Origin of the sequence: Nitratireductor thuwali (assembly GCF_036621415.1) — a bacterium.
Taxonomy (GTDB): domain Bacteria; phylum Pseudomonadota; class Alphaproteobacteria; order Rhizobiales; family Rhizobiaceae; genus Chelativorans; species Chelativorans thuwali.
The window spans coordinates 1,990,764-2,002,233 of sequence record NZ_CP030941.1 but is presented as its reverse complement, the minus strand read 5'-3'; the positions used below and the strand labels follow the sequence as shown (position 1 = coordinate 2,002,233).

At 65.3% G+C, this 11,470-nt stretch carries 15 protein-coding genes; 10 read left to right on the top strand and 5 right to left on the bottom strand.

Going from position 1 to position 11,470, the window contains the following annotated elements:
• Positions 1 to 19: 19 nt before the first annotated feature.
• The 4 genes from NTH_RS09655 (at position 20) to leuC (ending at position 3,476) form a co-directional block, all read left to right on the top strand.
• Positions 20 to 457 carry a GFA family protein gene (locus tag NTH_RS09655; RefSeq protein WP_338529820.1) on the top strand — a complete coding sequence of 146 codons (438 nt, stop codon included), beginning with the start codon at positions 20 to 22 and terminating at the stop codon, positions 455 to 457.
• Between the two features lie 185 nt (positions 458 to 642).
• A complete protein-coding gene (gene rplS, locus NTH_RS09650) occupies positions 643 to 1,155 on the top strand; it encodes a 50S ribosomal protein L19 (protein WP_338529819.1) in 513 nt (170 codons plus the stop codon).
• A 161-nt stretch (positions 1,156 to 1,316) separates the two neighbouring features.
• A complete protein-coding gene (locus tag NTH_RS09645) occupies positions 1,317 to 1,805 on the top strand; it encodes an MgtC/SapB family protein (protein ID WP_338529818.1) in 489 nt (162 codons plus the stop codon).
• Between the two features lie 255 nt (positions 1,806 to 2,060).
• Positions 2,061 to 3,476 carry a 3-isopropylmalate dehydratase large subunit gene (gene leuC / locus NTH_RS09640; RefSeq protein WP_338529817.1) on the top strand — a complete coding sequence of 472 codons (1,416 nt, stop codon included), beginning with the start codon at positions 2,061 to 2,063 and terminating at the stop codon, positions 3,474 to 3,476.
• Positions 3,477 to 3,488: 12 nt separating this feature from the next.
• Here leuC and NTH_RS09635 read toward each other — a convergent pair whose 3' ends face one another.
• Positions 3,489 to 4,100, bottom strand: coding sequence for a hypothetical protein (locus NTH_RS09635; RefSeq protein WP_338529816.1), 612 nt, complete (start codon positions 4,098 to 4,100; stop codon positions 3,489 to 3,491).
• An 82-nt stretch (positions 4,101 to 4,182) separates the two neighbouring features.
• On the opposite strand from NTH_RS09635, the gene NTH_RS09630 reads away from it, so the two are divergent.
• Together NTH_RS09630 and NTH_RS09625 are read left to right on the top strand one after the other, a co-directional pair.
• Positions 4,183 to 4,728, top strand: a complete 546-nt coding sequence (locus tag NTH_RS09630; protein ID WP_338529815.1) for a DUF2975 domain-containing protein — start codon at positions 4,183 to 4,185, stop codon at positions 4,726 to 4,728.
• A 3-nt stretch (positions 4,729 to 4,731) separates the two neighbouring features.
• Positions 4,732 to 4,938, top strand: coding sequence for a helix-turn-helix domain-containing protein (locus NTH_RS09625; protein WP_338529814.1), 207 nt, complete (start codon positions 4,732 to 4,734; stop codon positions 4,936 to 4,938).
• 13 nt (positions 4,939 to 4,951) lie between these two features.
• Here the strand turns inward: NTH_RS09625 and NTH_RS09620 are convergent, their stop codons facing one another.
• From NTH_RS09620 to NTH_RS09605, 4 genes are all read right to left on the bottom strand, one after another.
• Positions 4,952 to 5,254, bottom strand: a complete 303-nt coding sequence (locus tag NTH_RS09620) for a hypothetical protein (protein WP_338529813.1) — start codon at positions 5,252 to 5,254, stop codon at positions 4,952 to 4,954.
• Positions 5,255 to 5,309: 55 nt separating this feature from the next.
• On the bottom strand, positions 5,310 to 6,131 hold the full coding sequence (locus NTH_RS09615; protein ID WP_338529812.1) for a hypothetical protein: 822 nt from the start codon (positions 6,129 to 6,131) through the stop codon (positions 5,310 to 5,312).
• The gene (locus NTH_RS09610; RefSeq protein WP_338529811.1) at positions 6,128 to 7,423 is read right to left on the bottom strand and encodes a hypothetical protein; all 1,296 of its coding nucleotides are present in this window, start codon (positions 7,421 to 7,423) and stop codon (positions 6,128 to 6,130) included. Before NTH_RS09610 ends, NTH_RS09615 begins: the two co-directional genes overlap by 4 nt.
• Before the next feature lie 61 nt (positions 7,424 to 7,484).
• The gene (locus NTH_RS09605) at positions 7,485 to 7,883 is read right to left on the bottom strand and encodes a hypothetical protein (RefSeq protein ID WP_338529810.1); all 399 of its coding nucleotides are present in this window, start codon (positions 7,881 to 7,883) and stop codon (positions 7,485 to 7,487) included.
• Between the two features lie 222 nt (positions 7,884 to 8,105).
• Here NTH_RS09605 and NTH_RS09600 point away from each other — a divergent pair, with 222 nt between their 5' ends.
• From NTH_RS09600 to sdhA, 4 genes are all read left to right on the top strand, one after another.
• Entirely contained in the window at positions 8,106 to 8,567 is a 462-nt protein-coding gene (locus NTH_RS09600; protein WP_338529809.1) for a GNAT family N-acetyltransferase, read from the top strand.
• 260 nt (positions 8,568 to 8,827) lie between these two features.
• Positions 8,828 to 9,235 carry a succinate dehydrogenase, cytochrome b556 subunit gene (gene sdhC, locus NTH_RS09595; protein WP_338529808.1) on the top strand — a complete coding sequence of 136 codons (408 nt, stop codon included), beginning with the start codon at positions 8,828 to 8,830 and terminating at the stop codon, positions 9,233 to 9,235.
• A 1-nt stretch (position 9,236) separates the two neighbouring features.
• Positions 9,237 to 9,620, top strand: coding sequence for a succinate dehydrogenase, hydrophobic membrane anchor protein (gene sdhD / locus NTH_RS09590; protein ID WP_338529807.1), 384 nt, complete (start codon positions 9,237 to 9,239; stop codon positions 9,618 to 9,620).
• 8 nt (positions 9,621 to 9,628) lie between these two features.
• Positions 9,629 to 11,461 carry a succinate dehydrogenase flavoprotein subunit gene (gene sdhA, locus NTH_RS09585; protein WP_338529806.1) on the top strand — a complete coding sequence of 611 codons (1,833 nt, stop codon included), beginning with the start codon at positions 9,629 to 9,631 and terminating at the stop codon, positions 11,459 to 11,461.
• The last annotated feature ends 9 nt before the right edge of the window (positions 11,462 to 11,470 follow it).

Genomic DNA, 11,470 nt, shown 5'->3' with positions numbered 1-11,470 from the left:
AAGGCAGAGGGATCGGACGATGGACTACGACTTCGAACATGCGGCGGGCGCCTGTCACTGCGGCGCCGTCAAGTTCCGGGTGAAGCTTAGCGACGGGCTGCGCAACGGGCGCCGGTGCACCTGTTCGTACTGCCGCATGCGCGGCGCGGTCGCCGTTTCGGCCAAACTGGGCGATCTCACGGTCGTGGAGGGCGGGGAGAGGCTCTCGCTCTACCAGTTCAACACGAACACGGCGAAGCACTATTTCTGCTCTAGATGCGGCATCTATACGCATCACCAGAGACGGTCGAACCCGAATGAATACGGCGTCAATGTCGCCTGTCTCGAAGGCATCAGCCCGTTCGATTTCGAGGAAGTGCCGGTGACCGACGGGATCAGGCACCCTTCCGACGGCGGCCGCGAGGCGGGATCGGAGCTTGTCGGCGTCCTGAAGTTCGTTCCCGCGCGCCCTCGATAGTTGATTTCCGCCGATGCCTGTTGTATGTGCGCGCATCCGCTGCCATGGGAGGTCCATGGCCGTGCATTAATCAATGAACGTGAATTCGCTCCTGTCCTTCCGCGGAAGGCACTCATCAGGCGGTCAAGAGGACTGCCGGCGAGACGAGCGCTCTGACGCTTCGCGAAGAACAAAGGACATGAACGATGGACCTTATCCGTCAGCTCGAGGCCGAGCAGGTCGAAAAGATTGCCGCGCAGCGCACCCTTCCAGACTTTTCGCCGGGCGACACCGTGCGTGTGCTGGTGCGCGTGACCGAGGGAACGCGTACCCGCGTGCAGGCCTATGAAGGCGTTTGCATCGCGCGTTCGGGCTCCGGTTTCCAGGAAAACTTCACCGTTCGCAAGATTTCCTATGGCGAGGGCGTGGAGCGCGTGTTCCCGGTGTTCTCGCCGCTGGTCGAGGGTGTCGAAGTCGTGCGCCGCGGCAAGGTCCGCCGCGCCAAGCTTTATTATTTGCGCGACCGTCGCGGCAAATCGGCGCGCATCACCGAAAACACCAATGCCCGCGCCCGTAAGCTGAACGACGAGGCGCGCCAGCTCGTTGTTGAAGAGAAAGCCCGTCTGGAAGCGGAGAAGGTCGCTGCCGCCCAGGCGCTGGCCGCGGAAAAGGCCGCCGCAGAGGCCGCCGAGCAGCAGGCCGAACCGAAGAGCGAATAGGCCCGGATCACTCGCGACTGATCGGAAAGAGCGCCTGTCCGGCGCTCTTTCTCGTTGCGGCAGCCCGAACTCGTGTCCCGGGCTCCCCGTCGCCCGCAAAGCGCGGTGGCGTCCGATCCGGGGTTGAGGAACCGGATAGCGCGCCGGGCATTGTCTTTGCCATGGACATCCTGCTCGCCGAGTTTGCCCCCGACACCGTTCTGCCCTGGCAGGTCATCGTCGCAAGGCTTTGCCTGGCGATCCTCTTCGGAGGCGTGCTGGGTTTCGAGCGCGAATTGACCGACCGTCCGGCTGGCCTGCGCACGCATATGCTGGTTTGCCTGGCTTCGGCGATATTCGCCATCGTCGCCGTGGAAATCGTCTCCATGCCCGAGTTCTCCGACGAGCAGGTGCGGGCCGACCCGATCCGCCTAGTCGAAGCGATAACATCGGGCGTGGCGTTCCTGGCGGCCGGGTTCATCATCTTCAAGCGCGGTCATGTCCGCGGCGTGACCACGGGCGCGGGCATGTGGCTGGCCGCTTCGATCGGCCTTGCCGCAGGGCTGGGGCTTTGGCTCATCGCGGGGCTCGGCTGCCTGCTCGGCGCGATTGTCCTTGCGGTGCTTCGCAGGCTGGAAATGAAGCTCGACCTGAAAGAGCCGGACGAGTGAGGCCGAGCGCAGGGTTCGTGAATTGCTCCCCGCGCCAAACGCTGGTATTAGCGCCTTTATGGAAAAGCTGATTGGACATCCAGCCTATGAGAAAGTCGTGCTGCAGGACGTGAAACGCCTGCCCGGCCGCTTTTTCGCGCGGATTTCCGGCGCGCTACTGTGCCGTCTATAGCCTGAGCGGATCAGCCAGCCCGGCCCCGGATCATGTCGAGGCCGGCCAGCCATTTCCAACCAGTTCCGCTAGGGAAGAAGAAGATGACCAAGCCCCGCACGCTCTACGACAAGGTTTTCGACGACCATCTGGTCGACAGCCAGGACGACGGTACCTGCCTGCTCTATATCGACCGCCATCTGGTGCATGAAGTGACCAGCCCGCAGGCCTTCGAGGGCCTGCGCATGGCAAGCCGCACCGTGCGCCACCCGGAAAAGACGCTCGCCGTCGTCGACCATAACGTGCCGACCTCGCCCGACCGCAAGTTCGGCATCAAGAACGAGGAAAGCCGCATTCAGGTCGAGGCGCTTGCCAGGAACGCGGCCGAGTTCAATATCGAATATTACAACGAGGCAGACACCCGCCAGGGCATCGTGCACATTGTCGGGCCGGAGCAGGGTTTCACCCTGCCGGGAATGACGATCGTGTGCGGCGACAGCCACACCTCGACCCACGGCGCCTTCGGCGCACTCGCCCATGGCATCGGCACCTCAGAGGTCGAGCATGTGCTGGCCACCCAGACGCTGATCCAGCGCCGCGCCAAGAACATGCTGATCCAGGTGGATGGGGCGCTGCCCCGCGGCGTCACCGCCAAGGACATCATTCTCGCCATCATCGGCGAGATCGGCACGGCGGGCGGCACCGGCCATGTGATGGAATATGCCGGCGAGGCGATCCGGGCGCTGTCCATGGAAGGCCGCATGACGGTCTGCAACATGTCCATCGAGGGCGGCGCGCGCGCCGGCATGATCGCGCCGGACGAGACGACCTATGCCTATATCAAGGACCGCCCCCGGGCGCCCAAGGGCGAGGCCTGGGACAAGGCGCGCGCCTATTGGGAAAGCCTGGTCACCGACGAGGGCGCGCATTTCGACCGCGTGGTAAAGCTCGACGCGGCCAACCTGCCGCCGATCGTCACCTGGGGCTCCTCGCCCGAGGACGTGGTCTCGGTCACCGGCGTCGTGCCGAACCCGGACGACATTCCCGACGAGAACAAGCGCCAGTCCAAGAAGCGGGCGTTGCAATATATGGGCCTTGAGCCCGGAACCAAGATCACCGATATCGCGCTGGACCGCGTCTTCATCGGCTCCTGCACCAATGGCCGCATCGAGGATCTGCGCGAGGCCGCCAAGGTCGCCGAGGGCAAAAAGGTCAAGGAAGGCATCGACGCGATGATCGTGCCGGGCTCGGGCCTCGTCAAGGCGCAGGCCGAGGCCGAGGGTCTCGACAAGATCTTCAAGGCAGCCGGCTTCGACTGGCGCGAGCCGGGCTGCTCCATGTGCCTGGCGATGAACGACGATCGCTTGAAGCCTGGCGAGCGCTGCGCGTCGACCTCGAACCGCAACTTCGAGGGCCGCCAGGGCTTCAAGGGCCGCACCCACCTCGTCTCGCCGGCCATGGCGGCGGCCGCGGCGATCGCCGGCCATTTCGTCGACATCCGCGAATGGCCGCGAAGCTGAGCGCCGGGCACGTCATCTGCCATCGCCGCAGCGCGCGATGCTGCCTTGGGCGGCGCCATCCAGCACCCGGCCCAGCTCGATCTGGTCGGTGAGCGGCACGTAACGGCTTGTGGCTGCAGTGCGCAGATAGGCGCGCGCTGTCGCCGCATGCCCGATCGGTCCCGTGCGGCAGGCGCCGGAGATGGTGATGCTCAGGGATCCTTCCCCCGCCGATACTCTTTGCTCTTGCGCAAGGCGCGCCTTCTGCTGCACCCGTTGAAAACGAGCGTGATCCTCCTTGGCGATCGCGGCGATCTGCACATGCTGGTTCGGGGCCACCGCGAGGCCCGGCAATTGCCCGGCAGAATGACCGTTGAGAGCCAGGACAAAGGTCTCGTCGAAGGACAATCCGGGCTCGCGCGAATCCAGTGAAACGCGCATGACGATGTCGCCACGCCGCAGATGGAGCGCCCGATCCAGGACGATGGCCGCCGATACCGCTGCCGGATCGGCAGCAAATGGATCGAACCGGCTCAGTTCGAGCGGGCTTTGGGGACCGGGCGCCATGCAGGCGCCTGCCGGCAGGCTCAGTGCCAGGATAAGAACTGCGCAGGCGGCTCGGCGGGCGGAATACGGGTGAAACATGGCGAAACCTCTTGCATGAATGTATCAGAAACGATAATAAGTTATCGTGATACAGTAATTATTCAATACGGAGGATGATCCATTGTCTGAATCGGTGCGCTTGCGGCGTCTCAGCCGTATGATGCAGTTTGCCGTGCTTGCCTTCGCCTGCTTCATCGGCTTCGGAGCTCTGTGGTTCCTGACGAGCTGGATCGGCGATGCGAGGGAGTTCGAGACGGCCATCCGTCAGGCGTATTCCCTGCAGGGGCCATTGGCGTTCACCCCGCCGGCGGTAGCCGTGACGGCCGTGCTCGTCTCCCTGCAGTTCGGCCTCGTCTTCCTGGCGCTCTACTGCGTCTGGCAAATGTTCGGCGCGTTCGGTGGAGAGGAGCCGCTGTCCGTAGAAGCGGCCACCTGGATGCATCGTGCCAGCATCGCTTTCGTTCTGACGGTGGCGGGAAGCATCGTCCTGCAGGTCATGATCGTGCTCGCACTGACGCTGGGCAATCCGGCCGGGCAGAAGGCTCTTTCCGTCAGCTTCGGCAGCTCCCAGGGCATGGCTCTACTGATCGCCGCCATCATGTACATGACCGGCCGGGTTCTGGCTGTGGCTGCCGAGGTTCGGGCCGAACAGCGGGACTTCGTGTAGGCGATGCCGATCGTCGTCAATCTCGACGTCATGCTGGCGCGGCGCAAGATGCGTTCGAAGGATCTCGCCGAGCAGGTCGGCATCACCGAGCAGAATGTGTCGCTCCTGAAATCGGGAAAGGTGCGCGGCGTGCGGTTTGAAACGCTTGAGAAAATCTGCCGCGCCCTTGAATGTCAGCCCGGAGATATCCTGGAGTACAGAGATGAGTAGCCGGTAGAAGCTCTCAGCGCCGGACGATCTCGTGGAACTCGTCGCGCTGGCCGGGCACGTCTTCGCTGACGACCAGGGCCAGTTCCCGCTCGTCGAAAAGGCGGAACCACTCGTCCCACTCGACAAGCTGCAGCCCGCCGATCGGATCGGCGCCCTCGTCGGTATCCATGTAGGCCTGCTGGCCGAATGCGATGAGAAGCACCGGCTCTTCGCCGGGCATGCCTGGCGCCGGGTCGGCGAGGGCGGGCTTGCCGGCGCGGGCTGCCGCCCAGTTGCGGATATCGTCGTGGTCGGTCAGTGTTTTCGTATCGGCCATCGGGCAGCTCCATCGGTTGCCGAACCCAACGTTGCGGCCTCGGTGCTGGTTCCGATCAGTTCAGCGCGAGCTTTTGCGGCTCGGTGGCAAGGCCGTAGGCCAGCATCTCCTCGCGGCTGAGATAGTAGAGCGCGCGCGGGGGCGTGACGAGGGCATGCAGCCAAAGGGCCGGATCGACGCCCATCTCGTCCAGATGGCGGGAGATGCGGGCCGTGGTGGTCTGCGCGTCGGCCATCGCCTGTTCGGGCTCCAGCCGGGTGCCGGCGGCGGCATAGAACTGGTGCACGCCGATGGCGGCTTCCTCGCCGATGTGGCGCGTCACGCCGCCGGCCAGCATGAGCGGGCAGGACGAGGCGCAGACGGCGCCGTCGTCCACGCGGGTCGACAGCTCGCGCTCGCGTATCGTGCGGGCCATGGCGATGGCATCGTCGAGCGAGCCGCCGGGCGAGTTCAGGCTGACGGTTGCCACATATTCGCCGCGCGCTTCAAGTTCTTCGCCCAGCCGCCGCGCCGCGCCCGGCTCGATGCTGCCCGTCACCTGCAGCACGCCGCCCGGCTGCAGCGAGAAGGCAAGCGGCTGGCGCAGCAATTCCTCTTCCGTGGTGATGTTCCTGCGGGGATCGGTTCGCCCGTTGCCCTCGTCGCCGGTTTCGACAACAGGCGGCAACACGGTCACCGTGCGCTGCAGGGGGGATTGCTCGGGCCACAGCCCGCCATTGCGGTCGACCAGCTCGCGCAGGTCCATGCCGAGCACGGTTGCCGAGCCGATCAACACGCCGACAAAGGCCCAGCGTACCAGCGTGCCGTCGTCGAAGCGTTCGAGATAGCGCATGAGGGCGCTCCTGCGGGGGCGGGTATCGAAGGTGCTGTGGGTCATGGCTCTTGCCGCTTGCGTTCGGTGAGGGAAAGGGCGGTGACGTTTTCGGGGCGCGATTGCGCCGATTCAGCGTCGGCGGGCGCTTCCGGGGGCTCGCCGCTCTCGCGCGCCATCATGGCCTGGCGCATTTCGAGCGCGCGCATCATGTCCGCGGCGGACATGCGTTCGGCTTCGCTCATGTCTTCCTCGCCGCGGCGGATGGCCGCGAAGACCACCGCGAGCATGGCGACAAGAACCCCCGGCAGGAGATCGATGGAGATCGCCCCGGCCCAGCTCGGCAGGAAGCTGCCGGCATAGAGCAGAACCGCCTCGGCGGAAGAAAGCGGCACATAGCGTCGCTCGGCCACCTTCGGCTGCGCCATGATCTCCTCGGCGGCCTCGCTCAGCGCGGCCGATTGCGCGGCGACGGACTCGCGCACGGTGGCCATCACGGCATCCTGCCGCCCGGCCAGATCGGCGTTGCCGCCATCGGCCACCGGGGCGATGAAGCCAGCGGAAAGGTCGGCCGCCGCGCGCGCCACGGAGGGCGCGATGGAAGTCTGCTCCAGCGCGGCGATCACGCCGGCAAGCGAGACGGCCTCTTCGGCAAACCGGTCGGAGCGCGGCTCGACGGAGCCCGCGCCGGAAACCAGCGCGCGCATGGCGGCCAGCCGTTCCTGACCCTGGCTGAAGAGGTTGGCGACGGTTTCGCGCGAGCGCTGGATCGTGCCTTCCAGCTCATTCATCTGCGCCGACATCTGGGTGAGGAGCTGCACCACGCTGCCCGAGCCGGAGGTGCCGGTCAGCGCGCCGGAACTGCGTTCGTTCTCGGCGAGCCGCGAAAAGCGCACGGAGGCGCGCTGGATGTCGGGCAGGAGGGACAGCGCCCCCAGCGCATTGGAATGGGCCTGGTCGAGGTCGGCGGTGTAGTCCTCCAGCGTCTCGGCCAGATGCTGCTCGACGGCGGCGGACCCTGCAAGGGCGGCCGCATTCAGCCATGATGACATGGCGACGATCATCAGCGAGCCAACGGCCATGACCGCGAACAGCGCAATGCGTGACGCGCCGTCGCGCATTTCGGGCAGGAAACGGATCAGATAGGTCCAGAAGCCGTAGATGCCCACCGAAACGGCGGCGGAATAGATCACCGCCGCGAGGAAGACGAGCGTCGCCGTGCCGTCGAGCAGGCTGCGCACGCCCAGATATGTGTAGACGCCGCTGGCCAGCGCCAGCGTCGCCAGCACGAAGCGGGTCATGGTCTGCAGGCTGTCTATGTGAGAGCGCAGCTGGCGCGCGGCGCGGGCATGGCTCATTCGGGGCACCTCGTTCCGGTTTCGCCCGGCGGCGTCTTCGCCTGGCCCATGATCCTCGGTATCAGCGGCATGTCACCACGGGCACCGGCACGACATTGGCCGGCAACCCGTACATGTAGCTGCGGCCGTGCAGCAGCGCGCCGTAGCGGCAGTCGGACCGCTTCGGGCGGAGATAGAGGGTGCCTTTGTCCTCCAGATGCACGACCTTTGTCTCGCGCGGCACGCCGTAGACGATCCTGGGCTTGCCGGGGGCATCGGGTGCGATTTCCTCCGCCAGGTAACCCTTGCCGACCACGATGCTCTTGAAGCCGGCCCGGTGGTGGATGACGAGATTGCCGTATTCGTCCTCATAGACGTGCTCGCCGGCCGTATTGCCCGCGAATGCGGGGGCTGCGACCACGATCGCCAATGCCATTGCGGCGAGTGCGCATGCCATGTGAAACGGGTGACGTGAAAACATGTGCCCTGGCTCCTTCATTGCCTCTTCCGCATTTGTGCGGATGCCAGGTGATTCCACCTGACTGCAAAATGCTGCCGTGCCGCGGCCTCCGTAGCCCGAATTTAACGCTTTCTTAACCTTTGTCATCCGCTTGACGGAAGTAAGGCGGGGCAATTGACAGGCGTGGTTAATTTCGCCGATTGATGTCCGTCTGATGAAGGAACAGCGGCCGGGATCGCGGGAATGAGCGAAAACCACAATATCGACATAGCCTTGCTGCGGCTGAAGGACGCCCATGAGCTGGCGCCGCTCCTGGCGGCCTACACGCAATCGCTCAAGCGTGGCGCGCCGCGCAGGCCCGACGAATTCTACGCCGAAACCCTGCTGCAGGACCGGGTGGCCGAAGTCCTGGGAGCGCGGGTCGATGGAACGCTGCTGGGCTTTGCCATCTTCTACGACCTGCCGGACCCTCTTACCGGCCTCCGCTATGGGCTGGCCGAGCATCTTTACGTGCACCATCTTCACCGCGGCAAGGGCATCGCCAAGGCGCTCGTCGATCTCATGGCCGATCAGGCGGAGGAGCGCGGCTGGTCCCGGCTGACGCTCAACGCCCCGCGCCAGCCGCCCGAGGGCCGGCGCCTTTATGAGCAGATCGCGGTCCCCGCCGACTGGTTCTCCCATGTGATTCGCTTTGATGCAGGCTGACATTGCCGGCAGAACCGGCTCCACGAGCCGTCTTTTTTGCTGGTCGCGAAGAATGCGCAGGCCCTGTGTATGGTCGGCGGCAACTCGCCCATCGCCTGCAAGCGGTGATCGATGCCGTTCAATCGGTTCAGGCCGAAAACGACGCCCATGCGGCTTTGACGCACTGCAAAAAGGGAATTAGAACGCCACTGCCGGACACTGGCGGCAGGCTCGCTGCAAGCGGCCGCCATTCCGTCTGCCGGCGATGAAACGGGGAAGCCATGAGCAAGTCACCAGCCACCCATGCGAGGCCGATCTCGCCCCACCTGCAAATCTATCGCCTTATCCCGACCATGCTGATGTCCATCCTGCACCGGATCACGGGCGCGGCGCTCTATTTCGGCACTGTGCTGCTGGTGGTGTGGATAGGTGCTGTGGCGGCCGGCCCGGAAGCGTTCGACACGGTGAACGGGCTGTTCGGCTCCTTGCTCGGCCGGCTTGTCCTGTTCGGCTACACCTGGGCGCTGCTGCATCACATGCTCGGCGGCATAAGGCATCTCATCTGGGACACAGGCCACGGGCTCGGCAAGGAAACCGCGACGAGGATGGCGTGGGCAACGCTCGCCGGCTCGACAAGCCTGACGCTCCTGGTCTGGATCGCCGGCTATGCATTCGGCGGAGGAGCCTGACATGAGCGACATGCGCACACCCTTGAACCGCGTTCGCGGGCTCGGATCGGCCAGGGAGGGAACGGAGCATTTCTGGCGCCAGCGCCTGACGGCGATCTCCAACCTGCCGCTGGTGATCTTCTTCGTCGGTTTCGTGGTGCTCTATAACGGCGCCTCCTACGAGGAGGTCCGCGGCGCGCTGGCCAATCCGTTCGTGGCGCTGGTCATCGCCTTCACATTGCTTTCCATCCTCTACCACATGCGGATCGGCATGCAGGTCATCATCGAGGACTATGTTCATGGGGAGGGCGCGAAGATCGCGCTTCTGGTCCTCAATACGTTCTTTCCGATCATTCTCGGCGTGAGCGCGCTCTACGCCCTCATCAAGATCGCGCTTGGAGGCTGACCGCGGAAATGGCACAGGCAACACAGAAGAAGGCGGCCAGCGCCTATACCTATGTCGATCATAAATTCGATGTCGTGGTTGTCGGCGCGGGCGGCGCCGGGCTGCGCGCCACGCTGGGCATGGCCGAGCAGGGGCTGAAGACTGCCTGCATCACCAAGGTTTTCCCGACGCGCTCGCACACGGTGGCGGCCCAGGGCGGCATCGCCGCCTCGCTGCAGAACATGGGCCCCGACCATTGGCAGTGGCACCTTTACGACACGGTGAAGGGGTCCGACTGGCTGGGCGACGTCGATGCCATGGAATATCTGGCGCGCGAGGCGCCGGCCGCCGTCTATGAGCTCGAGCACTACGGCGTGCCTTTCTCGCGCACCGAGGAAGGCAAGATCTACCAGCGCCCCTTCGGCGGCCATATGCAGAATTTCGGCGACGGCCCGCCCGTGCAGCGCACCTGCGCGGCCGCAGACCGCACCGGCCATGCCATCCTGCACACGCTTTACGGCCAGTCGGTGAAGCATCACGCCCAGTTCTTCGTCGAGTATTTCGCCCTCGACCTGATCATGACCGACGGGGTGTGCACCGGCGTGGTCGCCTGGAACCTTGAGGACGGCACGATCCACCGTTTCGCTGCGAAGATGGTGGTGCTGGCCACCGGCGGCTACGGCCGGGCCTATTTCTCCTGCACCTCCGCCCACACCTGCACGGGCGACGGCAACGGCATGATCGCGCGGGCCGGCCTGCCGCTTCAGGACATGGAGTTCGTGCAGTTCCATCCGACCGGCATCTACGGCGCCGGCTGCCTCATCACCGAGGGCGTGCGCGGCGAGGGCGGCTATCTGGTCAACTCGGAAGGCGAGCGCTTCATGGAGCGTTATGCGCCCTCGGCCAAGGATCTTGCCTCGCGCGACGTGGTCTCGCGCTGCATGACCGTCGAAATCCGCGAGGGGCGCGGCGTCGGCAAGAACAAGGATCATATCTACCTGCATCTCGACCATCTCGACCCCGCCGTGATCCACGAGCGGCTGCCGGGCATCGCCGAATCGGCGCGCATCTTCGCCGGCGTCGACGTGACGCGCGAGCCGATCCCGGTGCTGCCGACGGTGCACTACAATATGGGCGGCATTCCCACCAATTACTGGGGCGAGGTGCTGAACCCGACCAGGGATAATCCGGACGCCGTGGCGCCCGGCCTGATGGCGGTGGGGGAGGCGGCCTGCGCCTCCGTGCACGGGGCCAACCGCCTCGGCTCGAACTCGCTGATCGACCTCGTGGTGTTCGGCCGCGCCGCCGCCATCCGCGCCGGGCAGACGGTCGACCGCGAGGCCTCCATCCCGGCCATCAACGAGGCGGCCTGCGACAAGATCATGGACCGCTTCGACCGGCTGCGCCACGCCAACGGCTCCAAGCCCACTGCGGCCATCCGCGAGACGATGCAGCGCGCCATGCAGGAAGATGCCGCCGTTTTCCGCACGCAGGAAACCCTGGAGCAGGGCTGCAGGCGCATTTCGGCGGTCTGGGACGAGCTGCCGGACGTCAAGGTCTCCGACCGTTCGATGATTTGGAACTCCGACCTGATGGAAACGCTGGAGCTGGAGAACCTGATGGCCAACGCCATCACCACGGTCTACGCCGCCGAGGCGCGCAAGGAGAGCCGCGGCGCGCATGCGCGCGAGGATTTCTCCGAGCGCGACGACAAGAACTGGCGCCATCACACGCTGTCCTGGGTGAATGAGGCGGGCAAGGTCACGCTGGACTACCGGCCGGTGCACACGGAGCCCCTGCTCAAGGAAGAGAATGGCGGCATAGAACTGGCCAAGATCGCGCCCAAGGCGCGGGTCTATTGAGGCGAGGAC

Coding starts and splice junctions, on each gene's coding strand:
- rplS (WP_338529819.1), top strand. CDS start 643: ATGGACCTTATCCGTCAGCTCGAGGCCGAGCAGGTCGAAAAGATTGCC.
- NTH_RS09655 (WP_338529820.1), top strand. CDS start 20: ATGGACTACGACTTCGAACATGCGGCGGGCGCCTGTCACTGCGGCGCC.
- sdhD (WP_338529807.1), top strand. CDS start 9,237: ATGAGCGACATGCGCACACCCTTGAACCGCGTTCGCGGGCTCGGATCG.
- NTH_RS09620 (WP_338529813.1), bottom strand. CDS start 5,254: ATGGCCGATACGAAAACACTGACCGACCACGACGATATCCGCAACTGG.
- NTH_RS09625 (WP_338529814.1), top strand. CDS start 4,732: ATGCCGATCGTCGTCAATCTCGACGTCATGCTGGCGCGGCGCAAGATG.
- NTH_RS09635 (WP_338529816.1), bottom strand. CDS start 4,100: ATGTTTCACCCGTATTCCGCCCGCCGAGCCGCCTGCGCAGTTCTTATC.
- NTH_RS09605 (WP_338529810.1), bottom strand. CDS start 7,883: ATGTTTTCACGTCACCCGTTTCACATGGCATGCGCACTCGCCGCAATG.
- leuC (WP_338529817.1), top strand. CDS start 2,061: ATGACCAAGCCCCGCACGCTCTACGACAAGGTTTTCGACGACCATCTG.
- sdhC (WP_338529808.1), top strand. CDS start 8,828: ATGAGCAAGTCACCAGCCACCCATGCGAGGCCGATCTCGCCCCACCTG.
- NTH_RS09645 (WP_338529818.1), top strand. CDS start 1,317: ATGGACATCCTGCTCGCCGAGTTTGCCCCCGACACCGTTCTGCCCTGG.
- NTH_RS09610 (WP_338529811.1), bottom strand. CDS start 7,423: ATGAGCCATGCCCGCGCCGCGCGCCAGCTGCGCTCTCACATAGACAGC.
- sdhA (WP_338529806.1), top strand. CDS start 9,629: ATGGCACAGGCAACACAGAAGAAGGCGGCCAGCGCCTATACCTATGTC.
- NTH_RS09615 (WP_338529812.1), bottom strand. CDS start 6,131: ATGACCCACAGCACCTTCGATACCCGCCCCCGCAGGAGCGCCCTCATG.
- NTH_RS09600 (WP_338529809.1), top strand. CDS start 8,106: ATGAGCGAAAACCACAATATCGACATAGCCTTGCTGCGGCTGAAGGAC.